The 22,916-nt window shown below is 69.4% G+C and carries 24 protein-coding genes and 1 pseudogene; 9 read left to right on the top strand and 16 right to left on the bottom strand.

Annotated elements, in window-relative coordinates; genetic code table 11:
• From ACJX2R_RS00005 to ACJX2R_RS00020, 4 genes and pseudogenes are all read left to right on the top strand, one after another.
• A partial coding sequence (locus ACJX2R_RS00005; RefSeq protein ID WP_413098126.1) for a helicase associated domain-containing protein occupies positions 1 to 1,317 on the top strand: 1,317 nt, incomplete at its 5' end.
• Entirely contained in the window at positions 1,314 to 1,688 is a 375-nt protein-coding gene (locus tag ACJX2R_RS00010) for a helicase associated domain-containing protein (protein WP_413105734.1), read from the top strand. The genes ACJX2R_RS00005 and ACJX2R_RS00010, both read left to right, overlap by 4 nt.
• 264 nt (positions 1,689 to 1,952) lie before the next feature.
• Positions 1,953 to 3,238, top strand: a pseudogene (locus ACJX2R_RS00015) (NF041680 family putative transposase); the annotation flags it as partial.
• 251 nt (positions 3,239 to 3,489) lie between these two features.
• Positions 3,490 to 3,699 (top strand): type A2 lantipeptide, encoded by a 210-nt coding sequence (locus tag ACJX2R_RS00020; RefSeq protein WP_413098127.1) that lies wholly within the window; start codon positions 3,490 to 3,492, stop codon positions 3,697 to 3,699.
• Between the two features lie 69 nt (positions 3,700 to 3,768).
• Here the strand turns inward: ACJX2R_RS00020 and ACJX2R_RS00025 are convergent, their stop codons facing one another.
• Together ACJX2R_RS00025 and ACJX2R_RS00030 are read right to left on the bottom strand one after the other, a co-directional pair.
• The gene (locus tag ACJX2R_RS00025) at positions 3,769 to 4,239 is read right to left on the bottom strand and encodes an IS630 family transposase (protein ID WP_413105735.1); all 471 of its coding nucleotides are present in this window, start codon (positions 4,237 to 4,239) and stop codon (positions 3,769 to 3,771) included.
• Positions 4,155 to 4,463 carry a helix-turn-helix domain-containing protein gene (locus ACJX2R_RS00030; protein ID WP_413098128.1) on the bottom strand — a complete coding sequence of 103 codons (309 nt, stop codon included), beginning with the start codon at positions 4,461 to 4,463 and terminating at the stop codon, positions 4,155 to 4,157. The genes ACJX2R_RS00025 and ACJX2R_RS00030 overlap by 85 nt, the downstream gene beginning before the upstream one ends.
• 501 nt (positions 4,464 to 4,964) lie before the next feature.
• Here ACJX2R_RS00030 and ACJX2R_RS00035 point away from each other — a divergent pair.
• Both ACJX2R_RS00035 and ACJX2R_RS00040 read left to right on the top strand, forming a co-directional pair.
• Positions 4,965 to 5,255 (top strand): hypothetical protein, encoded by a 291-nt coding sequence (locus ACJX2R_RS00035; protein ID WP_413098129.1) that lies wholly within the window; start codon positions 4,965 to 4,967, stop codon positions 5,253 to 5,255.
• Positions 5,256 to 5,781: 526 nt separating this feature from the next.
• Complete coding sequence (locus ACJX2R_RS00040; protein ID WP_413098130.1) at positions 5,782 to 6,420, top strand: dihydrofolate reductase family protein; 639 nt, start codon at positions 5,782 to 5,784, stop codon at positions 6,418 to 6,420.
• Between the two features lie 1,112 nt (positions 6,421 to 7,532).
• On the opposite strand, the gene ACJX2R_RS00045 is transcribed toward ACJX2R_RS00040, so the two are convergent.
• The 7 genes from ACJX2R_RS00045 to ACJX2R_RS00075 form a co-directional block, all read right to left on the bottom strand.
• Positions 7,533 to 7,829: a transposase gene (locus ACJX2R_RS00045; protein WP_413098131.1), complete on the bottom strand. Its 297-nt coding sequence runs from the start codon at positions 7,827 to 7,829 to the stop codon at positions 7,533 to 7,535.
• Positions 7,826 to 8,218: a hypothetical protein gene (locus tag ACJX2R_RS00050; protein WP_413098132.1), complete on the bottom strand. Its 393-nt coding sequence runs from the start codon at positions 8,216 to 8,218 to the stop codon at positions 7,826 to 7,828. Before ACJX2R_RS00050 ends, ACJX2R_RS00045 begins: the two co-directional genes overlap by 4 nt.
• Before the next feature lie 337 nt (positions 8,219 to 8,555).
• Positions 8,556 to 9,263 (bottom strand): NADPH-dependent F420 reductase, encoded by a 708-nt coding sequence (gene npdG / locus ACJX2R_RS00055; RefSeq protein WP_413098133.1) that lies wholly within the window; start codon positions 9,261 to 9,263, stop codon positions 8,556 to 8,558.
• Positions 9,264 to 9,308: 45 nt separating this feature from the next.
• Positions 9,309 to 10,718, bottom strand: coding sequence for an NAD-dependent succinate-semialdehyde dehydrogenase (locus ACJX2R_RS00060; protein WP_413098134.1), 1,410 nt, complete (start codon positions 10,716 to 10,718; stop codon positions 9,309 to 9,311).
• 93 nt (positions 10,719 to 10,811) lie between these two features.
• Positions 10,812 to 11,555 carry a transglutaminase-like domain-containing protein gene (locus ACJX2R_RS00065; RefSeq protein ID WP_413098135.1) on the bottom strand — a complete coding sequence of 248 codons (744 nt, stop codon included), beginning with the start codon at positions 11,553 to 11,555 and terminating at the stop codon, positions 10,812 to 10,814.
• 47 nt (positions 11,556 to 11,602) lie between these two features.
• Positions 11,603 to 12,664 carry a TIGR03619 family F420-dependent LLM class oxidoreductase gene (locus ACJX2R_RS00070; RefSeq protein ID WP_413098136.1) on the bottom strand — a complete coding sequence of 354 codons (1,062 nt, stop codon included), beginning with the start codon at positions 12,662 to 12,664 and terminating at the stop codon, positions 11,603 to 11,605.
• Positions 12,661 to 13,479, bottom strand: a complete 819-nt coding sequence (locus tag ACJX2R_RS00075; RefSeq protein WP_413098137.1) for a GntR family transcriptional regulator — start codon at positions 13,477 to 13,479, stop codon at positions 12,661 to 12,663. The genes ACJX2R_RS00070 and ACJX2R_RS00075 overlap by 4 nt, the downstream gene beginning before the upstream one ends.
• A gap of 173 nt (positions 13,480 to 13,652) precedes the next feature.
• Here ACJX2R_RS00075 and ACJX2R_RS00080 point away from each other — a divergent pair, with 173 nt between their 5' ends.
• Positions 13,653 to 13,964, top strand: a complete 312-nt coding sequence (locus tag ACJX2R_RS00080) for a putative quinol monooxygenase (RefSeq protein ID WP_413098138.1) — start codon at positions 13,653 to 13,655, stop codon at positions 13,962 to 13,964.
• Positions 13,965 to 14,010: 46 nt separating this feature from the next.
• The gene (locus ACJX2R_RS00085; RefSeq protein ID WP_413098139.1) at positions 14,011 to 15,372 is read left to right on the top strand and encodes an MFS transporter; all 1,362 of its coding nucleotides are present in this window, start codon (positions 14,011 to 14,013) and stop codon (positions 15,370 to 15,372) included.
• Positions 15,373 to 15,783: 411 nt separating this feature from the next.
• On the opposite strand, the gene tpg is transcribed toward ACJX2R_RS00085, so the two are convergent.
• Both tpg and tap read right to left on the bottom strand, forming a co-directional pair.
• Positions 15,784 to 16,341 (bottom strand): telomere-protecting terminal protein Tpg, encoded by a 558-nt coding sequence (gene tpg, locus ACJX2R_RS00090; protein WP_413098140.1) that lies wholly within the window; start codon positions 16,339 to 16,341, stop codon positions 15,784 to 15,786.
• A 12-nt stretch (positions 16,342 to 16,353) separates the two neighbouring features.
• Positions 16,354 to 18,615, bottom strand: a complete 2,262-nt coding sequence (tap, locus tag ACJX2R_RS00095) for a telomere-associated protein Tap (RefSeq protein ID WP_413098141.1) — start codon at positions 18,613 to 18,615, stop codon at positions 16,354 to 16,356.
• A gap of 250 nt (positions 18,616 to 18,865) precedes the next feature.
• Between tap and ACJX2R_RS00100 the strand changes: the two genes are divergently transcribed.
• Entirely contained in the window at positions 18,866 to 19,507 is a 642-nt protein-coding gene (locus tag ACJX2R_RS00100; protein ID WP_413098142.1) for a hypothetical protein, read from the top strand.
• Positions 19,508 to 19,990: 483 nt separating this feature from the next.
• On the opposite strand, the gene ACJX2R_RS00105 is transcribed toward ACJX2R_RS00100, so the two are convergent.
• The 5 genes from ACJX2R_RS00105 to ACJX2R_RS00125 form a co-directional block, all read right to left on the bottom strand.
• Entirely contained in the window at positions 19,991 to 20,308 is a 318-nt protein-coding gene (locus ACJX2R_RS00105) for a hypothetical protein (RefSeq protein ID WP_413098143.1), read from the bottom strand.
• Entirely contained in the window at positions 20,302 to 21,063 is a 762-nt protein-coding gene (locus tag ACJX2R_RS00110; protein WP_413098144.1) for a hypothetical protein, read from the bottom strand. The genes ACJX2R_RS00105 and ACJX2R_RS00110 overlap by 7 nt, the downstream gene beginning before the upstream one ends.
• A 65-nt stretch (positions 21,064 to 21,128) precedes the next feature.
• The gene (locus ACJX2R_RS00115) at positions 21,129 to 21,455 is read right to left on the bottom strand and encodes a PadR family transcriptional regulator (RefSeq protein WP_413098145.1); all 327 of its coding nucleotides are present in this window, start codon (positions 21,453 to 21,455) and stop codon (positions 21,129 to 21,131) included.
• A gap of 229 nt (positions 21,456 to 21,684) precedes the next feature.
• A protein-coding gene (locus ACJX2R_RS00120; protein WP_413098146.1) for an IS5 family transposase occupies positions 21,685 to 22,502 on the bottom strand; the annotation gives its coding sequence in 2 pieces (ribosomal slippage) (positions 21,685 to 22,160 and positions 22,160 to 22,502; 819 coding nt in all).
• A 139-nt stretch (positions 22,503 to 22,641) separates the two neighbouring features.
• A complete protein-coding gene (locus ACJX2R_RS00125; protein WP_413098147.1) occupies positions 22,642 to 22,908 on the bottom strand; it encodes a hypothetical protein in 267 nt (88 codons plus the stop codon).
• Positions 22,909 to 22,916 lie beyond the last annotated feature (8 nt).

A 22,916-nucleotide genomic window follows, 5' to 3' on the forward strand; every position in this document is an offset into this window, starting at 1 on the left:
CACGCCCGCGCCTACGCCAACGAACATGGCCACCTGTGCGCCCCCACCTCCACACGCCAGGACGGCTTCCCCATCGGCAAATGGCTGCACAGCCAGCGAGTACGCGCACGACGCGGCCAACTCGACCTCGCACTCGACCAGGCGCTGACCGACATCGACTCCGGCTGGAACCCGCCCTGGCCCACCGACTGGCAACGCGAACACCACATCGCCCACGCCGCCGTCGCCGCGGGCAGTCTCCTCGATCCCGAAGCCGGATTCCGCAACTTCGACGACCTCACCGGGCAGTGGCTGTATGCCCAGTGCGTCAACTACACCGCCCTCCAGCCCGGCCAACAGCACCTCCTCGCCCGCCTCGGCCTCACCAAACCCCTCGCCGCCACCGCCCAGCCCAACCCGGCCACCCGACACCCGGCCATGGAGACCGGCCTGCGCTACGCCCGCGCCTGGGCAGCCGAACACGGCACCCTCGGCCTCTCCCGCACCACCCACCACGGCGGATTCCCCCTCGGCCGCTGGCTGGTCCGACAACGACACCAGGCCAACCTCCACCGCGAACTCTTCGACACCCCCTGGCCGCACGAAGAGGCCATCGCCCGCATCGACCCGTACTGGAACCCGCCCTGGGGCATGAAATGGCAGCGCCGCTACCAGGCCGCCCGCACACAGCTCACCCCCGGCCAAAGCCTCGCCCCGAACAAGGGCTTCCCCGGCACACCGGACTGGACCGGACAGTGGCTGTACAGCCAGTGCGCCGTCTACGACGAACTCCATCCCCGCCAGCAGCAGCTCCTCGCCGACATCGGCCTCACCGCTCAAGGCGCCCGCACCGCCCGGCCCCGCCGCATCCCCCAAGCCGCAGCCTTCGCGGCCGGTCTCGCCCACGCCCGCTCCTGGGCTGCCCAGCACGGCCACCTCACAGTCGCCGGAGACACCTCCCACGACAGCTACCGCCTCGGCGCCTGGCTGCGCACCCAACGTCGCCGCGCCACCCGAGGAAAACTACCCACCGACCGCATCAAAGCCCTGGAAGCCATCGACCCTCACCGGAACCCGGCAGGAGGACCGCGCTGGCACCAGACCTACCTCACCGCCCGCACCCACACCACCGGCCGCTCCCTGGCCACCACCGCCGACCTCGACGCGCTCCCATCCGCGACAGCGAAATGGCTGTTCACCCAGTGCTCCAGCTACGACAGCCTCCACCCCGAGCAGCAACAGCTGCTCGCCGAGATCGGCCTCACCAGCGAACGCCCCGCGCGCTGGCACCGCCCCCGAAAGCTCCCCAACCAGCCCGCCCGGCCCGCCCGCGGCTGAAGAACCCGCCCTCCGCCTTCGCGGCCGGCCTGCCCTACGCCCAAGCCTGGGCCACCCAGCACGGCCACCTCACCTCAGCCGGCTACCGCACCGAACACGACGGCTTCCCCCTGGGATGGTGGCTGCACAAACAACGCCGAGCCGCTTATACCCACCTGAAACGAACCGGCCAGCCCTGGCCCCACCACAATCAACTCGCCGCGCTCGACCCGTGGTGGAACCCACCCTGGCGCGCCACCTGGAACCACAGCTGGCACCAAGCCCACACCCACCACAGCACCGGCCTGCCCTTCCCCAACCAGACCACCAAATGGATCCGCACCCAGCAACGCACCTGGGAACAGCTCCACCCCACCAACAACACCTCATGACCACCATCGGCATCCACAGCCCCACACCCCTATGCCGCTACAACAGCCGCCCAGCGAACCTGACCGACCAACCAACAGAACTGATCAACACCCACGAAACCACCCCGGAACAGGAAACCCGCAGCTCACAAGCCCGCCCAGTCCGGGCCCGCAAGCAACGCCAAGCACCTCACCAGCACACACCACACCGCCGGACCCAACCAACCAACTGATCAACCCAGCTCAACACCCCGGATGCCGATCAGAACGGACGAACCGCGACAGGTGGAGCTGACCTTGCTGCCCGAGCACCGCCGCGGGCACGGCGCGATGTACGACGGGCTCAACCAAGGCCGGATCGACACCGACAGACTGCGGTCATTGCTGGTCAGCATGCCCCTACCCCAGTTCCCCGACGGGCGCCTGGTGCTGGCCGTCGACGTCTCGCCATGGCTGCGGTCAGATGCGCCGTGCTCGCCGGAACGGCTTTTCTGCCGCGTCTACGGCCGGGCCAAGACAGCCTCGCAGTTCATCCCCGGCTGGCCGTACTCGTTCGTCGCGGTGCTGGAGATGGGCGCCAGGTCCTGGACACAGATCCTGGACGTCGTCCGGCTCGGCCCGGCAGACGACGCCACCGCGGTCACCGCCGCCCAGCTCCGCGATGTCGTCGACCGGCTCATCACCGCGGGCCAGTGGCAGCCCGGCGAGCCGGACATCCTCATCGTGACCGACGCCGGCTATGACGTCACCCGCCTGGCCTGGGTCCTGCGCGGCCTCCCGGTCGAGCTGGTCGGGCGCATCCGCAGCGACCGCGTGATGCGGTTACCGAAGCCGCCGCGGTTGCCCGGGACGAACGGTCGGCCGCCCAAGCACGGGCCGGAGTTCCGCTTCGCCAAGCCGGAGACCTGGCCCGAACCGACGGTCACTACCCGCACCGCCACCGCGAACTACGGCAAGGCTGGTCACCCAGGCGTGGGGCCGGGTCCATCCCCGGCTCACCCACCGGGCCGCCTGGCTCGACCACGAAGGCGGACTCCCCTTGATCGAGGGCACATTGATCCGGTTGGAAGTCGAGCACCTGTCGAAGGACCGGGAGGCACCGGCGGTGTGGTTGTGGTCCTCGAGGACCGGTGCCACCGACGCGGACGCCGACCGGGCCTGGCAGGCGTTCCTGCGGCGCTTCGACCTGGAGCACACGTTCCGGTTGTTCAAGCAGACGCTGGGCTGGACCAAACCCGGGCTGCGGGAGCCGGAAGCAGGCCGACCGATGGACCTGGTTGATCACCGCTGCCTACACCCAGCTCCGGCTCGCCCGCCCACTGGCCCAGGACCTGCGGCACCCATGGGAGAGGCCAGCCGCCCCCGGTCGGCTCACCCCGGCCCGGGTCCGCCGGACGTTTCGGAACCTCCGCCAGCACATGCCCTGTCCCGCCGGAGCACCGAAACCCCATCGGCCTGGCCCGGGACGACCGCCCGGCACCAGGAACAGGCACCGGGCACCCCGCTACGACGTGGGCAGAACCGTCCGCCGCGAGAAGACGCTCATCGCCTTGCAACGGTTGAAAGGTTAAAGAACAAGCTAAGTGACGTGCCATGCGTCACCGGTTTGGTGCGGGTGTGACGTGTGGGGGGCGCGTGGCGCAGTTGGAGTGTGGCGGCTGGTTATCGGCGAGTCGGATCCGCAGGCTCTCCATGTCTGTGGATCTCTTTCTCCGGTACGGGCGGAGAGCCCTGCCCGTACCACAGTCCGCGCCGGTCCCGGACCGCGGTTGTGGTCCCGGTCGCCTCATACAAGAGATCACTGATGAAGGAAGCGTGCTTTATGAGCAACCAAGCCCAGATCGAGACCCGCGAGATATCCGACGCCGACTTGGACGGCGTTGCCGGCGGCGCGGCCGGTCTGGCCCTGCAGGGCGGCCCGGGCCACCTGGAGGGCATCGGCGGCGCGGAGCTGGCCGGCCACAGCGTCACCGTGGACGGTGCGGCGAACCTGCAGAGCGGCCAGGCAGGCCTCAACGTCACCGCCGTCTGATCAGCCGTAACGGCTGAGCATCCTCGATGCCTGAACCCCCTCGGCCGCAGTGTCGCCGAGGGGGTTTCGTCATACGCAGGCGCCTCGCGGCCGTATGCGCGGGGCGAGGTTGGCCAGGCTGCGCTTGAGGTGCGCCCACACGCCCTCGACCGGGTTCAGGTCGGACGAGTAGGCGGGCAGCAGGAACACCGTGAGCCATTCCCGTGCCTCGATCAACTCTCGCACCGTGCGGGAGACATGGGTGTTGAGCCGGTCCCAGACCAACACGACCGGTGCCTTGATGAGCTGGTGGGTGCCGTCGAGCAGGGCGAGGAAGTCGCGCTCGCTCATGCTGCGGCGCTTGCCCTTGCCCGCCGGGGGCGCGATCAGCCGGTGGCACAGCCGGGACCGTGAGCCGGGCCGCAGCGCGATCAGCCCGGCCACCGACAGCCGTCCCGAGCGCCGTCCGCTGACCGTCACGACCGGGGTGTGTCCGCATCGGCCCCAGGTCCGGCCTCGCGGCGGTCTGCGGGTGAAGCCTGCCTCGTCCTCGAAGCAGATGTAGGCCCCGCAGGCCGCCCTGGCCCTTTTACCTCCGCCCAGGTCGCCTCCTTCCGCACCCTCACGGCCTCCTCGTCGCGCTCGGCCACCCGCCGGACGGGCACCCGCGGGGAGAACCCGAGCCGGTGCATCAGCCGGGTGGCGCCCGAGACGCTGTAGGAGACGTGGAACTTCCGGCCGATCAGCGTGGCCACCCGCGCGGCGGTCCACACCTGGTCCTCCACCCAGCCATGCGCGGCCGGCGGTCCCCTGCGGGCTGAATCCGCTCGCCCTCAGCAGCTTGCCGACGGAGCCCGGTGAGCAGTTCGACACCGAGACCTCGCGCGGTTCACCTCCGCCCGCGTGGAGAAGAGCAGGGCCTTCTTCAAGCGCTGCGCAGGGTTCACGTGCTGAGGTCTGTCTTGCGCACGACCTGAGGCGTGGACACATGGGCATCGTGAAGGACGGAGGCTTGTACGAGCACGGCGACACCGGCGACCAAAGAACGGCTGGCTCCGTTCTCGGCCAGCCGGCGGGCTGCGGCGACAGTGCCGTAGGTGGACCAGCCGCCGATGAGTACGACGCGTTTGCTCGGGTTGAGGGGATTCGGGGCTGAGACGACGTAGCCGCAGTCGCGTACGACCTCGCCGTCCGTGGCCTTCGATCAGCCATGCAAGGACCCTGCCGACACCTCGACCAGGATCAGAGTCCGGCCAGCACAAGAGGTTGGCGACCGGGCTCGCGCGATGCGTCTCGGCGGGCCAGGCGGCGGTACGCGGTACCCGCTGGAACTGGCGGCGGCCCTGCTGGCGACGTTGCCGGTGGCGGCGCTGTTCGAAACAGCACTGGACCGAACAGCCCGCACCCACGGCCAGCGCGTGCGGAACTTCTCAGACGAACAAAAGTCCGCTTCCTTCGCCGCCGCGGCACTCGTGATCGAGGACCTCTCCCCCAGCCTCGCCCACCGCCTCCTCGGCCCCCTCCGCCTCGCACTCGGCGACACCTACCCCGTCCCCGCATGGGCCGACAACCCGTAACCCGAGACGGCCTCAGGGACACGCGCCCCCGAGCCCGGCGAACATGATCGTCAACAGAGGCGATAGAGGCCAGCATCCCGGCAACCCAGTCCAGTTCAAACAGACAGCCCGTCCAAACGCCGCCGCATACCAACGAACACTGAATCTGAACCCCGCACAACGCAGACGACACAACCTGATCACCCAACAGCTACCTGACAGACCCGCAGGCCAGACCCTCCCTCAAACACAACACCCACAACCACTACAGCTACTCGCACACCGCAATCCCCCCACCCGCAGACACACCACAAACTGATCAACGCAGGCCAGACCACCCACTACAGGCCCGTCTCGGCTGCGCGGGCCGACTGCCCGTCGGCGTGGCCCCGCCCGCGCCGCGCACTCGGTGCCGGGGCGCGGTGCCGGGGCGCGGTGCCGGGCACCGGTATGGCCCGCCGAAAGAATGTGCGCGGGGATGTCGATCCAGGCAGGCTCTGTACGACGCAGGGGTGAGAGAACGACATCAGCACGAGAGGCGAAGGCCATGCCCAAGGTCCGCGTACACAACGTGACGATCTCCCTCGACGGCTTCGCGGCCGGCTCGAACCAGCGACTGGACGCCCCGTTCGGCGACGGTGTCGGCTGGGGTGACGACCTGCACAGCTGGTTCGTCTCCGCGGCGGAGGATTCCGCCGCGGGGAAGACCGGAATCGATGTCGGCTACTTCGCCCGCGGCGAGCAGAACATCGGCGCCACGATCATGGGGCGGAACATGTTCGGCCCGCAGCGCGGGCCGTGGGAGGACGAGTCCTGGAAGGGCTGGTGGGGCGACAACCCGCCCTACCACCACGACGTTTTCGTGCACACCCACCATCTGCGCCCGACGCTGGAGATGGCCGGCGGAACGACCTTCCACTTCACCGACGAGCCGCTGGAGACGGTGCTCCAGCGCGCGTTCGACGCCGCGGGCGGCAAAGACGTCCGGATCGGCGGCGGCGCGGCTGTCATCCAGCAGTATCTGCGCGCCGGGCTGATCGACGAGTTCCACCTCGTGATCGCGCCGCTGCTCATCGGGCGCGGGGAGCGGCTGCTCGGCAATCTGGGTGACGGGATCGACGGCTACCGGGTGTCCGAGCTGGTCGGCTCGCCGACCGTCACGCACGCGGTGCTGGTCCGCCGCTGACGCGCGGGGCCGGGGTTCGCCGGGGTGGGTGTGCTGCCGCGCCCGCCTCGGTGGTTCGTCGTCGTGGTCCTGGCCCTCGTCGCCGCACGGCGGGCCGTCGGCCGGCGTGGTCGGCGTAGGGGCTCGGTGGGTGTGCCGGGGCCGGCCCCGTGCGGGAGTGGGGCCGGCTGTTCGGCAGCAACTGGCGTTCGATGACTTCGCGGAAGCAACCTCCTGAGAGACCACTGTCAGCCACGGTGGGCGGGGCTTTCGCGTTCTCGGTACCCAGCGCGACCATCGTGGCGGTCAGCTTGCCGGATCCGGCGCCCAGGTCGAGCACACATGGGGCCGGGCGCGGCTTCGGGCCCCCGGCACACCGCGCTGGATGCTCGTCGAGCGGCGCAGGCCGTGTGCGACACCGCACGCTGACGCCTCCGGCCCTCCCCTGCTCGGCCGGCGGGCGGCGTATCTCGCGACGCTGCGGACACCGCTTTCCCGAGCCAACGACCGCTGATCACAGAGGATGAGAAACAGGCTCTGAGCTTGTTGTTCATCGACCGAGATCTTCCAGGCTTGCCGATGGCCCTTGAGGGTCTCAGGGCGTTTGGCGGTCTTGCCGACGTCGTAGCGGGGTGCTCGATGTTTTGTTCTTGGTGCCGGGTGGCCGTCCGGGGCCGGCACCTCGGGGTTTGGGAACACGGGTCGGGCAGGCGAGGTGGGCGCGGATGTTCCTGACCCCCCGGCGGACCCCGGGCCGGGGTGAGTCGGCCGGAGCTCGTGGGCCTGTCCCGGGGCCGGCGGAGGTCCGCGGCGAGGGCCCGGGCGAGCCGGAGCTGGGTGTGCCGGAGCTGGGTCTGGGCGGTGATCAGAATCCAGGTCCAGCGGTCTGCCGCCTCGGGCGTACGTAGTTTCGGGGTGGTCCAGCCGAGGGTCTGCTTCGCGAAGCGGAAGGTGTGCTCCAGATCGAAGCGGCGCGGAAATGCCTGCCGGAAGCGGTCCGCGTCGTCCGGGGTGGCGCCGATTGGGGAGGACCATAACCACACTGGCGGGGCCTCCCGTTCCGTCGACGGATGCTCGGCCTTCAGTGGCATCAACGTCCCTTCGACCGGCGGAAGTTCACCGTCGTGGTCGAGTCAGGAGGAGCGGTGGGTGAGCCTTGGGTGGGCCCGGTCCCATGCCTGGGTTTCGGTCTTGCCGTCGTTGGTGGTGTCCGTGACCGTGGTGATCGCAGGCTCGGGCCAGGTCTCCGGCTTGGTGAACCGGAATTCCGGGCCGTGCTGGGGCGGCCGGCCGTTGACGCCGTGCGTTCTCGGTGGTTTCGGCAGCCGCGTGACACGGTCGGAGCGGACCCGGCCGGCCAGTTCGGCCGGCAGGTCGCGCAGGGCCCAGGCCAGGCGGGTGACGTCGTCGCCAGCATCGCTGACGATCACGATATGCGGGTCCCCGGCCTGCCATTGACCAGCGGCGATGAGCCGCTCGACGACACCCCGGAACTGGGCGGCGGTGATCGCAGTTGCGTCGTCCGCCGGTCCGAGCCGGACCGCGTCCAGGATCGCGGTCCAGGACGCGGCACCCGCTTCCAGCACGGCCACGAAGAGCGGTGGCCGGCCCGGAATGAACCGCCGAGGCTGTCTTCGCGCGCCCGCAGAGGTGGCAGAACATGGCGCTCGGCGGAGCATGGCGCGTCCGGGCGAAGCCACGGCGGCACATCGGCCGCCCAGACCAGACGCCCGCCGTCGAACCGCGGCAACCACAGCCCGGCCGGCACCGTCCGCAGCCGATCGACGTCGAGCCGGCCGTGGTTCAAGCCGCCGTACATCGCTCCGTGTGAACGTCGATGCTCGGGCAGCAGCGCCCCAGTCCACCGGCGGCCTCACCGCACCATCCGCACACAGCACCGCGTCCGCCAACGCGGACAACTCCTGACGCCGAGCGGTCAGACACTCGTAGAACTCGCCCCGGAAGCGTGAGGCTTTGGCCAGCGCTTTCCTCCGGAGAGCATCGGGCAGCAGACTCACCCTCACGGCCTTCGCCGTGATCACGTGCACCTCGGCCGGAGCACAGGATCAGACGAAGGCCGCCCCCGCGTCTGGCGGACCCCCAGGTGAGCGGCTCGGTTCGAGACACCGTTCGAGGCCGGGGGAAAGAGAACAAGCTCATCGGGCGAGAGGTTCGGGGAGACCTGTGAGCCGGATGCCGGCGTGGGTCTTGTAGCGCCTGTTGATCCCGATCAGCAGCGCGGTGATCCGCTCGCAGACACCGCTGATGTCCAGCAGGCCGCAGTCGACGGTGCGCAGCCCGGGGATACGGTCGATGAGATCCGCGGCCAGGGCCTTGTCGGCCGTGTGATCGCCGCAGAGCAATACGTCCTCGTCCAGCCGGAGTTCGATGTCCTGCAAGGTGGCGGCGCTGACGGTCTGCAGAGCCGAGACCACGCCTGTGCCGTCCGGCAGCAGGGCCTGGGCCTGTTCGGCGGCGGAACCGGCCCAGGGGACGATGGGGCGCAGGCCGCGGGGGCCAGCGGGCAGAAGGGGCGCGGTCGTGTCGATGACCAGTTGTCCGGGCCGGATGGCTTTCGCGATGGCGCGCATCGTCTCGACGTGTGCGCTGAAGGGCACGGCGACGACCACCGCCGCCGCGCCTTCGATCATGGTGGTGTTGTCCCCGCCGACCGCTCCGGGGAGTTTGTCGGCGCAGTCCTGCGCCGCTTGTGCACGCCGGGATCCGATGCGGACGTTGACGCCGCTGTGGGCCCACCGGGTGGCGAGCCCAAGACCGAGGGCGCCGGTGCCGCCGACGATGGCGACGGTGTTCTCGTGATGTGTTGTGGTGGCGGACAGCGGGTCCGGCTGGGTGACTGTCATGGGTGATCGCCTTCGGTCGGCTGGTTCGGGAGAAGAGAATGCTGGTCATTCGCTGAGGGGGTGGCTGTGTGCGTGGTGTGCGGGGCCGATCCACACGCTCTTGACGTTGGTGAACTGGCGGAGTCCGAAGACACCCAGCTCGCGCCCGTAGCCGCTGCGCTTGATGCCGCCGAACGGCAGCCGCGGATCGGAGGCGACGATCCCGTTGACGAACACCGCGCCGGCCTCGATGCCGGGAATCAGGCGATCGGCGCGCTCGAGGTCGGTTGTCCACAGCGCGGCGCCGAGACCGAATTCGGTGGCGTTGGCGATGTCGACGGCCTGGGCCGGGTCCTTCGCGGAGACGACGGCGGCCACCGGGCCGAACGTCTCCTCCGCTGCGACAGCCATCGTCGGGGTGACCTGGTCGAGGACGGCAGGCACATAGAAATACCCGGGGCCGTCGGGGACCGTGCCGCCGGTGACGACGCGGGCGCCCGCCGCGGTGCTGCGCTCGACCTGGTCGACGAGGTCGGAGCGAAGACCGGACCGGGCGAGCGGGCCGATCGTTACGTCTCGGCGGAACGGGTCGCCCACGGTCAGGGCAGCGACACCGGCGGTAAACGCGTCGGTGAATTCCTCGACGACCGTTTCCTCGACGATGAACCGCTTGGCGGAGATGCAGCTCTGCCCGGTGTTGTGCATGCGTGCGCTGACCGCCGCCGCGGCGGCGGCCGGGACGTCCGCGTCGGCGAGGACGATGAAGGGGTCCGAGCCGCCGAGTTCGAGGACCTGCGGCTTGAGGTGGTGCGCGGCCATGGCAGCGACGGCAGAGCCCACTTCGGTCGATCCGGTGAGGGTCACGGCGTGGATGCGGGGATCGGCGATGAGGTCCGGCACCGCGTCGGGGCCGACGAGCAGCGTGGTGAACAGACCGGGCGGGCAGCCGGCCCGGTTCCAGATGTCGGCGATGGCCAGGGCACAACGCGGCACGTTCGAGGCGTGTTTGAGCACGGCACCGTTGCCGGCCAGCAGCGCGGGCGGCGCGAAGCGGAACACCTGCCAGAGCGGATAGTTCCAGGGCATGACCGCCAGGACCAGGCCCAGCGGGTCGAAGGCGACGTGGCTGCGGGCGGCCCCGGTTGCCACGCTCTGGTGCCTCAGCAGTTCCGGTCCCTGCGTCGCGTAGTACTCGCAAGCCCAGGCGGACTTGTCGACCTCGGCTTCCGCTTCGGCGACGGGCTTGCCCATCTCCTCGGTGATGAGTGCGGCGAGCTGGTCCCGTTCGGCGCGCAGTAGCGCGGCGGCCCGCTTGAGGTGCTCGGCCCGTGCCGGTACGGGTATCGTCCGCCACCTCCTGGCGGCCAGGGATGCCCGCTCGACTGCCGCGTCGACAGCTGCCGGCGAGTGGGGGGTGAACTGGGCGATGACTTCCTCGGTGGCCGGGTTGACGGAGTTGATCTGGTGAACGGCCATGGTGGCCTGACTCCTTGGGGGTTGAGGTGATGGTCCGCGAAGGGCGGGCATGTCCGCCGGCCGGTGTCCGGGGGCGCTCCCCGCGTGGCCGGATCAGGCGACGGAAGTGCGGCCGACCAGCTCCGGGTCGGGGCCGCTCCACAGCACGTCGTCGCCGGCGACCCGCTCGTGCGCGGCGGGCGAGGCAAGCGCTTGGAGGACTTCACCGGCGACCTGCTCGTACCATCGCGCCACTTCGGCGGGATAGTCGGCGTAGCTGCCGTTCTCCCGCAGCACGGGCCCCTCGACGGTCGGGATGTCCGTGACGCCGTCGTAGGTGACGGTGTAGGGCTTGCCCAGACGGGTCGCTGTGGGCGCGTCGATGGTTGCGTCCAGCTTGATCCACCGGCCGTTGAGGAAGGCTTCGCCGAGCGAGTGCCAGGGCAGTGGCCGTCCGACCGGCCCTCCCCACAGGGTGCGGACCTCCGGTGAGAGGAATTCCATCTTCGGGGCGTGGAGCGCCTGGAACGCGATGCGGGCAGGGATGCGGGCGGCCCTGGACAGGGCGACGAACGAACTCGCCTTGCCCATGCAGAAGGCGACGCCGTGGGCGAGGACGTCGCTGGCCGCCGATTCGCCCTCGGCGAGATAGCGGAAGGAGGCGAGGATGTCGTAGGGCAGGTCGCGGACGTAGTGGTAGATGCGGCCCAGCCGTTCGCTGTCGGTGGTGGCACCGTCCGTCAGCTCTCGAGCGGTGGACACCACGAGCGGGTGGTCGGAATCGATGTAGGCGGTCGGCCTCAGGTACGCCTCGCCGATGGTGGTGAGGTCGTTGTGGGCGGTCGTCTGGGAGGTCACGGATCAGCCCTTCGCTCAGTCGCTGGCGTCGTGGTTGCGCGGCCGGGTCAGGTGGGTTGCGTGTGCCGTGCGGGCTTGATGTGGGGCAGGATCTGTTCCCCGACGACGTCGAGACAGGCCGAGTCCGCGACGTCGGGGATGGTGAACAGGAAGTGGTCGATGCCGGCGTCCTGGTAGGCGCGGATGCGCTCGACACAGGCTTCCGGCGTCCCGGTGATCAGTCCGGTGTCGGGAATCGACCGGAAGCGGGTACGCAGCTCGTCCTGCTGTGCCGGGGAGTCGGTCGGTGCGAGCAGGGTGGTGATCGACAGGCGCAGGGTCGCCGGGTCGCGGCCGATCGCCTCGCACTCACGGTCCAGGAACGCGCGGCGCTCCGCGCACTTCTCGGCGGGCCACCATCGGACGTTGATGCCGTCTGCGTGCCGGGCGGCGATGCGGTGGACCCGCAGTCCCTCGCCGCCCACCCACAGGGGCGGATGCGGCTGCTGGAGCGGGGGCGGATCGCAGACCGCCCCGTCGATGCGGTAGAAGTCGCCGTGGAAGGTCGGGTGCGGGTCGGTCCACACCCGGCGCATCACCTGGAGCGACTCGCCGAGCGCGGTGACCCGGTCCCCGGTCGGGGGGAACGGGATGCCGTAGGCCTCGTACTCCTGCTGGAACCAGCCCGCTCCCATGCCCAGGTCCAGTCGGCCGCCGGAGATGACATCGAAGGTGGCGGCCATCTTGGCGAGCACGGCGGGGTGGCGGTAGGAGTTGCACAGCACACTGGTGCCCAGGCGCACGGTGGTGGTGTCGCGGGACAGGGCCGACAGCGCGGTCCAGCATTCGAGCAGCGGGACCGACGACGAGCGGCTCTGCCGGGCATCGCCGTCGCTCTCGAATCCGGCGGTGATGCCCGCGTCCCGGACGTAGTCGTCGGGGCTGAGGGTCAGGAAGTGGTCGCACAGCCACACGGAGTCGAATCCGCAGGACTCGGCGGCCTGCGCGGCGCGGACCATGTCGGGATAGTTGCCCACGGCGAGGCCGCGGATGGTCAGGGCCAGGATCAGCCCGATGTGCGGCTCGGGCTCGTGGGCGGGACCCGCGCCGGAGGGATCGTCGTCGTTCATGGACGTCGCCTTTCTGTCATGTCGGTCATGCCGACCGGGGCACCGGAGACGGTGCGGGGAAGCGTTACGGTGAATCCGTAACGTTCCGGCCGGTAGTGGAAGATCACGACTTCCAGTGGACGGTCGTCGTGGCCGAGGCTGACCCGCTCCAGGACGAGCACGGGTGCCAACTCCTCGATCTCCAGCGCCGCGGCGACGTCCGGAGAAGCCGCGGCCGCGTGGATCTGGTGCTGGGCCTGCGCGATCCGCACCCCCAGGTGCTGCTCCCACATCGTGTACGTGGTCTCGGTGGCCGGTTCGCCGGAGCGCAGCGGCCCGGCCGCCTCCAGCACCCGCGTCGGCAGGTGGATCGTGACGAGCGCGACCGGCTTCTCCCCGTCCCCGTACCGGCGCCGGATCGTCAGTACCTCGGACTCCCCGAGGACATGGGCGATGTGGGGCGCAGCGGGTTCGACCCCGAAGCCCAGGACGTCGATGTGCGGTGTGACGCCCTGTTCGAGCAGGACCTCGGTGATGGTGCGCACGCCGGAGGACAGCTCCTGGTCCACCGGTTCGGAGACGAAGGTGCCCAGTCCTTGCTTGCGTACCACCCAGCCCTGCGACTCCAGTGCACCCACCGCGGCACGGACCGTGATGCGGCTCAGACCGGTCTCGGCCATCAGCTCCCGTTCCGTGGGCAGCCGCGTTCCCGGCGGCAGCTGCTGCTTGAGGATCAGTGCCTTGATCTGCTCCGCCAGCTGCGTCGTCGCCGATGTCCGGCCCCGTTCGATCCGGAATCCGGCGGCCGACAGGTCGAAGCGGGGCTCGTTACCCATGTCAGATGTCATAAGTCGTATTGAACCCGGCAGCAGGCCCGGACGCGCAACAACCCCTCCGGGTGTCACGGCCGGCGGGGTCACCGAACCCTTGACGCATGTCATGAGACGTTTTATAACGTCTTACATCTGGTGGGCGCAAGTAGCCCCCGCCGGGAATCAAAGGAGCCCCCGTGCCAGACCAGAACCACGTGACCGTGATCGCCCGCTTCACCCCGGCCCCAGACCGCGCTCCGCAGCTGCGGGCCCTCCTCGAAGGAATGATCGACCCGACCCGCTCCGAGCCGGGATGCCGCTCCTACGACCTCTACACCACCGAGTCGGCAGCCCCGGACTTCGTCCTCCTGGAGCGCTACCAGGACTCCGCAGCCCTGAAGGCGCACCGCACGACGGCCCACTACACGGCCTACCGCGCCCAGCTGTCCGACCTCCTCGCCAAACCGGTCGAGGTCTGCGTCCTCAGGCCGGCCAACGTCATCGGCTGACGACGGGCACGCCACGACGTCGCGCGACCGCTCAAAGGAGAGCACCATGTCCGACCTGCAAAACGACGTGTCGCCCCCCAGAACGCTCAGCCCGTCCCCAGCCGTGCGCCACATCGACAAAAGCAGCCGCCGTGCACTGTTCGCGTCCTGGCTGGGATGGACCTTCGACGGGTTCGAAACCTACGCCCTCGTCCTCGTCGGCCCCACAGCCGTCATGGCGGTGGGCACCCAAGCACAGCTGGCAGACCTTCCCACCTACGTCAGCGGCCTGCTCGCCGCCACCCTCGCCGGCTGGGCGCTCGGCGGGATCCTCGCCGGCTTCACGGCCGACCGACTCGGCCGGCGCCGCACCCTCCTCCTCTCCATCCTCTGGTACGCCCTCTTCACCGGTCTGACCGCACTCGCACCCGACTACTGGTGGCTGCTCACCCTGCGCTTCATCACCGGCATGGGACTGGGAGCGGAGTGGGGCAGTGCCACCGCCCTGATCGGCGAACTCTGGCCGGACCGTTCACGAGGACGAGCCGCCGCAGTACTCCAGTCGGGCTTCGGCGTCGGCGCGGTCATCGCCGCACTGGCCTGGTACCTGCTGGAGCCCGTGGGCGACAACGCCTGGCGCTACCTCTTCCTGACCGGCACGCTCCCGGCACTCATCGTCCTCTACGTACGGCGGGCCGTCCGCGACCCGGAGATGTGGACCTCGCTCCGCGACCGGCGGCGCAAGGCCAAAGCCGCCCAGGAAACCGGCAACACCGTCGCAGCCGCGGACAGGGAACTCCTGCGCTCCCCCTTCACCGCCGCCTTCAGCCACGCCCGCCTACGCCGCCGCGGGCTGCGACTGCTCGTACTGACTGTCGTGTCGGTCATCGGCCTGTACGCCGTGTCGGCCTGGATCCCCGCATACACCGCCCAACTCGCCAAGGACACCGGCGAAACGGGCACCCGATGGGGCGCCAACGCCGGCCTGGTGTTCAACGGCGCCTCCGTACCCGGCTACCTCCTGCTCGGCTACCTGGCCGACCGCTGGGGCCGAAAACCCACCATGCTCCTCTACTACTGCGTATCCGCGGCCGTCATCCCGGTCTTCTTCTTCGCCGTCCACACCCCGCAGGCGGCACTGGCCGTGGCAGCCGTGGCCGGGTTCTTCATCCTGGGCCAGTTCGCCTGGATGCCCATCTACATGCCCGAACTGTTCCCCACCCCGGGCCGCGCCACCGCCATCTCCACGGTGTTCAACTCCGCACGCATCGCAGGCGCGCTGGTCACCCTCGCCACCGGAATGCTCATCAGCCTCCTCGGCGGCATCACTACCGCTGCCACCGCCGTCGGAATGACGATGTACATCATCGCCACCGCCACCGTCTGGTCCGTCGGACCCGAGACCAAGGGACAACCCCTCCCCCAGTGACCGGAGACCAAGGGACAACCCCTCCCCCAGTGAACCGCACCCAGCACCCCACCGGCCACAACCACACAACAGCAACCGGTGGGACCACCACAGTGAACACCACCCGCCCGGCCAGACCACCCGACCCCACACCGAGAACGCGATCGGGCGCGCCCCCCGCGGGTGGCTCAGGGAGAGGACCGGTCAGCCGGCACCAGCCCGCCACCGTGACATCGAAGCGCACGAGCTCGAGCGCCCTGTTATGGACCCGTTTCGTCACCACCGCGATCAGCGTATGCGCCATGGCACGGGAGAGGGCGTCGCCGGCCCACTGCGCGCTCGACCGTGACCGCTGGGAGGAAGCCCTCCCTGCGCAAGACCCCTCCCCCCCGGCCGCCCGGGCCGGTCTTGGGCTCACCTCGGCGAAACCCCCTACAGGCCGAACTCCAGGTGCTCGATGTCCGTGAAGCGGACCTCCTCCAGCTGGCCGGCCCGGCGGCCACTGTCCTGGAAGTAGACCTCCTTGAGGGCTTCTGCGGCGATCTCTCTGAGCTGCTGGTCGCCGGCGCCGGCCTCCTGGGCCTCGAAGAGGCGGGCGGCGTAGCGGGGGGGCAGGGCGACGGTCAGGTGCCGGATGCGGTCCTGGTCCGTCGTCCCGATCGGTGCGGTGTAGCCGAGCCGGGCGCGGGTGTCGATGACGATGCCGCCCGTGGTCGCCGCCGTCTGCCGGGCCTTGGCCCGGATCTGCGGCTGCCACCGGGCCTTCACCTCACGCTCCAGGCGCGCGGCGAGATCGGGGCGGGGCCTTTTGATCTGGTCCCTCACGTACCGCTCCACGGTGCGCTGGGAGACCCGCAGCATCTGGGCGACCGCCCTGGTGCCCTTGAGCTGCTTGACCAGGTAGCGCATCTGCGCGGGTGCGCTCTTGGGCGCCGGACGGGTGAACGCCTTCTGCACCGCGGCGTCCAGACCGTCCCCGAACAGGCTCATCGTCGCCCTCTCCTACTCTCCGTTGTCGACATCGGTGACCGTGCCGTCCTTGATGTACCGGGCGAGGTTGAGCTCCGGGGCCTCGAACTGCTCCCTCACGCCCTCGCCCCACAGAACGGTCTGGGTGCCCTCGTGCTTGACCAGGCCCGGGTTGATGCCGAGCTTGAAGCCGCCGGGCAGCGGCCTGCCGTCCCGGTAGGGCAGGAAGTCCAGCGGGCTGGTGCCCTCAGCCGCGTACACCACGCAGTCGGACAGGATCGCGACCGGGTACTGGCCGGTGAACGCCGCATGCTTGACGATCTTGCGATGGAGATTGATCCGGGCGCGGGAGATGACGGCCGCGCGGATGTCCGGCCGCCACGTCGGGCGGGACAGGGCCCGCCACGGCTCGCCCGGCCGCCACCCCTCACCACGCGGGCGTTCGCGCAACTTGCCCAGGCCACCCTTGACCGTCGCCTTGATCGCCGAGACGACGATCGCCAGCTCGGGGTCGCGCGCCCTGTAGCCGTCCATGGCGGCCAAGAAGTCCGCCGGCGCCAGGTCCGCGCCGACGCCGAGGTCCGCCATCGTGGCGAGGTAGGCGTCGCGCAGCCGTTCGTACCAGCCGTCCAGGTAGCGGCCGTTGTCGTAGCGCACCCATGCCTCGACCGGCGCGACGTCGTAGCCCAGTTCCACCGCGTAGGCGACGGTGGGCGTGGCGTACCAGGCCGGCCCTTCCGGGCGCTCGCCCTTCGGTGTGAACGGGCTGGGCAGCAGAGCGGCGTCCAGGTCGGCCCACGTGTCCTTGCCGACCTTCACGCGGGACAGGTCGACGTGGGACAGGTCCACCAGCCACGATCCGGGCAGCTTCGGGTCGAACACCGGCGCCTTGACATACGTGGGCGCACCGAGACCGACCACGAGTCCGTTCGCTCCGGCAGCGAAGGCCATGTTCACGTCGATGCCGACCAGGTACCGCCTGGTGCATTCGGCATCCGTCATCGGCCGCGCCCAGTCGTACGCCTCCTCGAACAGCTTCTCGCCGGGGCCGCGGACGTGGAACCGCGGCAGGTCCGCCAGAAGCGGATGACCGTCCGGAGCCTCACACGGCGCACAGACCACCTGCTCCGTGCCCAGCGAGCCGGGGTTGTGCTCGGAGTGGCGCTTGCCGTCGGCGTCGGGCTTGGAAGCACGGGTCGGCGGGTGCAGAGCGGTCATCAACTCCAGGCCGGTGACGGCCGTGGAGCCGAGCGGCGTGATCACCCGGGACGCGTACGTACCCAGGAGCCGGGCCAGCTCTGCCGGTGGCAGCTGAGCGGCGGTGCCCCAGTGGCGGGAGTCCAGCGCGTCCCAGGACGGGATGCACAGCTGCACGCAAGCGCGTTCCGAACCCTTCGCCGGGCGGTAGATCCGCGCCCACGGGCCGAACCCGCGCCTGGTCAGCTTCCAGCCGGCCCGCTCCAACTGCCTGATGACCTTGTGATCCTCCGGCAGCCGCCCGGCAAGCCGTTCGCCCTCCGACAGCGTCACCGGCAATCCGTACCGCTCCAACGCAGTCTCGGTGAGCACGAGCAGCGGGTCCGCATCCTTCCCCGACCGGTGCAGCCGTGGCGCACCGAGCCACGCCTCCTTCAATGCCCACTCCACCAGCGACGGGAGAGACTTGGCGGGCACCTCCAGAACCAAGCCGCCTGCGCAGTACGCCACGACCTGACGGTCAGCATCGGCATCGATGACGGCGAGCGGACCGTGAGCGAACCGCGGATCAGCAGCGTCCGCCACCGCTGCGGTCTTCCTCGGAACGGCCTCTTGCACTCCCGGGCGCCGGGACGCCGCCGTCGGCCTGGGCGCGGCAGCCGAAACTGCCCCGGCGGCCGCAGCAGTCGATGCGGGCGGTGCAGGCGGTGCGATGGACTGAGAAGCCGTCATGCCCGTGGGCTCCGACATGGTGCCGGTGGACCCCTCGGGCACTGCCGCTTCCTGAGCGGGGACGGCGGCTGGGCGGACGCTCGCGGCCGAGCTGCTGTCGGTCGGCCCGGGTGCGGGGAAGCGGGCAGCGAGACCCTCGAGGAGCCGTGCGTATGCGGCACGTTTCGGCGGCCGCGGCTCAGTACGTCCGGCCTCCCAGTTCCCCACCGCCTCACGCCGAGTCCGCAGAGCCTCCGCGACCTGATCCTGTGTCAGCCCGGCTGCTTCGCGCAGACGTTTACGCTCCGCGGGTTCCGGCAGCGGATCCCGCACAGCCTGCTCCAGCAGCGCGTCAACAGCACCGAACAGCTCTTCCTCATTGGACAAGATCTCGCCTCCCAACCACACCCTACCAAAAAGCGCACATCGATCGCCCGTAAATCGCTCGCCAAACGCTCATCCGGGGGGAAGCAGGGCGCCGTACCGCTACACAGGTCCGTGGCGATCCGGACGGCGGGCGAAGCGGACACCTCCCCTCACCCATGCGGCCCTGGACGAGCTCCCCGAAGGCCAGGTCGTCGAGCACATCCGCAGCGTTCTCCTCGCCCCCGGAGTCCTGCCCCGGCGGGACGAGCAGATGGCCCGTCTCGAACGGCACGTGAAGGACCTCGTCGCCTCCCACGCGACGGCCGAGGGCCGGAAAATCCTGCACCGGTACCCGACGTGGCACCTCATACGCCGGCTTCGCCAACGCAGCCACGGCAAGGAGACCACGCACCACCAGCTCGCGGGCGCACGGCAACACCTGCGGGCGGCCGTCAATCTCCCGGACTGGCTCGAGGAACAGAACCTGACCGTTGCCACCCGCCGCCAGGCCGACCGCGAACGCTGGACGACCAGCGACGACGTCCGCCACCGCCAGGAAGCAGGCCACTTCGTACGCCGGGCCCTCTCCCAGAAGATCGCCCGTGACCTCAGCTTCCCAGCCGTCAGATGGAACGGCCCCACCCAGGGAATGGACGACGAAGCCCGCTGGGACACCGCCCGTCGCCTGCTGCACGACGACACCATCAGGCCCGAAGACCGCCTCGCCGACTTGCTGTTGCTTCTCCATACCCAGTGGCCCGCCGCGGTCCCCGCTCGCCCCCTCGGCATCGACATCACCGTCGCCGTCAAATGGCAGCGAGCCGCCGCCGGAGACTGGGCCGCCCACACAGCAGTGATCAGTCAACGAGCCACCCGCCACCTCCAAGGAGAAGACGTACATGCCCCTCGATGACCAGAACACTTGGGCTCTGCTCCGGCAACTCGATGACCCGCAGCACATGGAATCTCCCCGCAGCTACGACCCCGACGCCACCCGAGCCGGTTTGAGCAGCCCGCAACCCGCTTGAACGCACGGCTCCAGTGAGGGGCGTGCATCCCTCACGTTGCCGGTGAAGGCTGTGGTGTGTGTGGGCCTCGGGATGCTGGTGCTGATCGTACGCGGGCGACTTCGGTGAAGATCGCCCGTCAGCGGACGACTCCGCGGTTGGTGAGGACCAGCAGGGCTCTGACCAGTGCGGCTGCCCATTTCGGGTGTCAGGGGCGTCGGTATTGTCAAGGCCGACGAAACCCAGGTCGACAATGACGCCAAGACCGGCGACGCGGAGGCGGGCGGTAAGTCTGTCATCCCGGCAAGCGGTGATCTCCAAGGTGCAGCCGGGCCGGGCCATCGAGACCCACAGCAGCAGCCGTCGAAGTTCACCGCGCCGAGAGAGCCTCAATGACGGGATCGATTCTCAACACCTGGATTGTGGGGTCTAGCCGGGTCGGTGGGCTGGTCTGGCTCGGGGCGGCCGGTCATCCAGCGCAGCAGGCGGAAGGCGCGTTCGCTGATGGCGGCCGGGGCGAAGACAGCGGTGAGTAGAACGGTGAGCAGGAGAGCGAGTTCGGCGCTGGCCAAAACCGCGGCCAGGGTGGGGCTGGCGAGCGCGATGCCCGTGGGAGCGGCCACGATGGTCGTGGCCAGGCCGAAGGAGACCCGTCGGCCTGGAGGGCGGCTGGTGGAGGGCCTGACGGTGGAGCCAGACGTCACCATCGGCGCTCCTGGGAGGTGCCGGCGCCGAGCACGCGGCGTTGCAGGGCGGCGATCCAGGCCCAGACGACGACGGCCGGGGCATGCAGGAGGAAGTCACGCAGGAGTTTGGCGTGCTGGTCGTCCTCGTAGTCGTGGCGGGCTTCGTTGAAGTCGTCCCGCCACCGTCGCCCGGCTTCAGGGGGCATGAGCGCCGCGGCCGTTCGAATCGGCCAGGGGTCGCACGCACCGCCGATCAGGTCCGCCGGCACCGACTTCGGTCCCTTACGGGCCGAGTGGAGGAATCCGGCCGAGACCCGGATCAGGACAACGACGGCCAGGGAAAACGCGGTGAGCAGACCGACAATGAGACCGAGTGCGACGCCCGCGGCAACACCAGCGGTAACTCCGCAGATGATCAGCAAAGTGATATTGCCGCCGAGGCTCTGGGTGAGACCATCCCCGGCATCGGCACCACCCGGCATCAGCAAGATGTAGATGCCGGCGGGGATCAAACAGCCGCCTAGGAGCACGAGGCGGTTAAGACGTCGGCCGACGCGCTCGGTGGCCGTGACCAGTTTCCGGCGGGGACTTTTGAAGAAGGCACTGATGGCCAGTATGCCGCTTCCGGCAACACCTCCCGCCATAGCACCGATTACGCCGCCGCGGCCGATGGGGCTGAAGTCGTCCCCGGTCATGCCGACGTCGCGATGAACCATGCCGAGTCCAGTACCGGTTAAGGCACCGACGAAAATGCCGATCAGGGCGATCGCGACCACGACACCGAGGCTGTGCGCTGCGGTTTTGAGAAGCTGTCGACGTCCTGCACGGAGGAATAGGGTCATCAGAATGCCGTGCCTTCCCCGGTCAGGCCGCGCAGGGCGGTGCTGTGAGGGCGGTGGGCGGTAGCCAGGGCGGCGCTGGCCTGGGCGGCGCCGTTTGCGGTGAACCGGTAGTAGCGGCGAGCAGGCCGCTTTTCCACGCGGGGGTCGATGTCCTCCTTCCGGGAGGTGACCCACCCCTCGGTCTCCAGCCGCAGCAGGATCGGGTGGGTGGTGCCGGGCATGAGCCCGGTCAGTTCTGACAGCTCCCGCCCATAGAGTTCGCGAGCGGGGTCACGTAGCAGCGCCTGCAACACCAACTGGGTCTGCAGCGTCATCCGAAAGCCCATGCTCTAACTCTAACTAGGGTCGGGGCTCATGTCCACGCTAGAACTCTAACTAGGTTCATCTATGTGAGATGCTCCACGGCCGCCGCGCGGCTTCCAGGAACGACGGGGTGTGGCCTGCCCTGGGCTCGGCAAGCTCAGGAACAGGCGAGGTGTTGCGACGAGTATCCCCTCACTCATACTCCAGTCGACACCGTCAAGTGTCCGCTGATCACGCGACTTAGACCGTGTCCTACGTGGTGAGGCGGACGAGTCGCTTGTAACAGCAGATGGCTGCGGCAAGTCCGAGAAAGGCCAGGTAGTTGCGGGGATTGCGCTCGTAGCGGGGACTGAGCCTGCGGTAGCCGGACAGCCATGACATCGTCCGCTCGATCACCCACCTGCGACGGCCCAGCCGTTCGCTGGACTCGATGCCTTCGCGGGCGATACGGACTCCAATGCGCTTGCCGCGTAACCATTTGCGCAGGTCGGGCCGGTCATAGGCTTTGTCCGCGTGCAGGCGCTGGGGCTTGAAGCAGCGGCCGCAGTCCGGGTCGTGTCTCGATTGGTGACCCGTCACCATGGGCATCAGCCCTTCGCTGTCGTGGGTGTTGCCGCCCGAGACGCCGACGACCAGGGGCAGTCCGTTCGCGTCCGACAGGATGTGCATCTTGGAACCCGGCTTGCCTCGGTCCACGGGGCTCGGGCCTGTGTGTTCGCCCCCTTTTCCGCCCTGACGTGGGCAGTATCGAGGACGACGCGGGTGACGTCGACGAGGCCGGCGTCGTCGAGCCGGTGCAGGACCGCTTCGTGGAGGCGGCCCCATACTCCGGCTCTGGACCAGATGAGGAACCGGCGGTGGGCCGTGGACTTCGAGACGCCGAAGCAGGGCGGCAACGACCGCCACGCACAGCCGCTGACCAGTACGTAGATGATGGCCGCGAACAGCGTCTCATCAGGCGTGTTGGACGTCCCGCCACCCTGCGGCCGTGCCCGTTGCTCCGGGATCAGCGGCTCGGCGATCTCCCACAGCCCGTCCGGCACGATCCAACACCACGTTCCCCGCCCCATACCGAACCAACGACCGCCTCACCACGTAGGACACGGCCTTAAGGTGAGTGCTGTCATCACGATGCCGGGAGGCGATAGGGAAGGGAGTGGCACCGGTTGGCCTTCCTGACCGACGAACAGCGCCTCAACTACGGCACGTTCACCGCCGTGCCGGACGACGGGCAGCTGGCCGGGTACTTCCTGCTGGACCGCGACACCCGGCGGCGGTACAGAGCTGGAAACGCGCCGTGTCCTTCTCATCCAGCCTCAGCACGTGGAACACGTCGTTGTCACGGGCGAGCATCGACCAGGCCGGGAAGTGACGTACGACGACCGCCTCGTCGCCGAACTCCCGCGCCACAGCCCGGCACAGAGCCTCGGCGTCGTTGACCAGACCGGCGCCGAGCATCAGATCCGTGGCGATCACCAGGGTGC

Origin of the sequence: Streptomyces sp. Inha503, from assembly GCF_047215865.1 — a bacterium.
GTDB lineage: Bacteria > Actinomycetota > Actinomycetes > Streptomycetales > Streptomycetaceae > Streptomyces > Streptomyces lycopersici.

What these genes read in the sequence shown, in the direction of transcription:
- ACJX2R_RS00075 (WP_413098137.1), bottom strand. Translation starts at nt 13,479, where the DNA reads ATGGGTAACGAGCCCCGCTTCGACCTGTCGGCCGCCGGATTCCGGATC.
- ACJX2R_RS00115 (WP_413098145.1), bottom strand. Translation starts at nt 21,455, where the DNA reads ATGGGCTTTCGGATGACGCTGCAGACCCAGTTGGTGTTGCAGGCGCTG.
- ACJX2R_RS00050 (WP_413098132.1), bottom strand. Translation starts at nt 8,218, where the DNA reads ATGTACGGCGGCTTGAACCACGGCCGGCTCGACGTCGATCGGCTGCGG.
- tpg (WP_413098140.1), bottom strand. Translation starts at nt 16,341, where the DNA reads ATGAGCCTGTTCGGGGACGGTCTGGACGCCGCGGTGCAGAAGGCGTTC.
- ACJX2R_RS00085 (WP_413098139.1), top strand. Translation starts at nt 14,011, where the DNA reads ATGTCCGACCTGCAAAACGACGTGTCGCCCCCCAGAACGCTCAGCCCG.
- ACJX2R_RS00020 (WP_413098127.1), top strand. Translation starts at nt 3,490, where the DNA reads ATGAGCAACCAAGCCCAGATCGAGACCCGCGAGATATCCGACGCCGAC.
- ACJX2R_RS00035 (WP_413098129.1), top strand. Translation starts at nt 4,965, where the DNA reads ATGCGTCTCGGCGGGCCAGGCGGCGGTACGCGGTACCCGCTGGAACTG.
- ACJX2R_RS00040 (WP_413098130.1), top strand. Translation starts at nt 5,782, where the DNA reads ATGCCCAAGGTCCGCGTACACAACGTGACGATCTCCCTCGACGGCTTC.
- ACJX2R_RS00070 (WP_413098136.1), bottom strand. Translation starts at nt 12,664, where the DNA reads ATGAACGACGACGATCCCTCCGGCGCGGGTCCCGCCCACGAGCCCGAG.
- ACJX2R_RS00105 (WP_413098143.1), bottom strand. Translation starts at nt 20,308, where the DNA reads ATGGTGACGTCTGGCTCCACCGTCAGGCCCTCCACCAGCCGCCCTCCA.
- ACJX2R_RS00060 (WP_413098134.1), bottom strand. Translation starts at nt 10,718, where the DNA reads ATGGCCGTTCACCAGATCAACTCCGTCAACCCGGCCACCGAGGAAGTC.
- npdG (WP_413098133.1), bottom strand. Translation starts at nt 9,263, where the DNA reads ATGACAGTCACCCAGCCGGACCCGCTGTCCGCCACCACAACACATCAC.
- ACJX2R_RS00100 (WP_413098142.1), top strand. Translation starts at nt 18,866, where the DNA reads ATGGCCCGTCTCGAACGGCACGTGAAGGACCTCGTCGCCTCCCACGCG.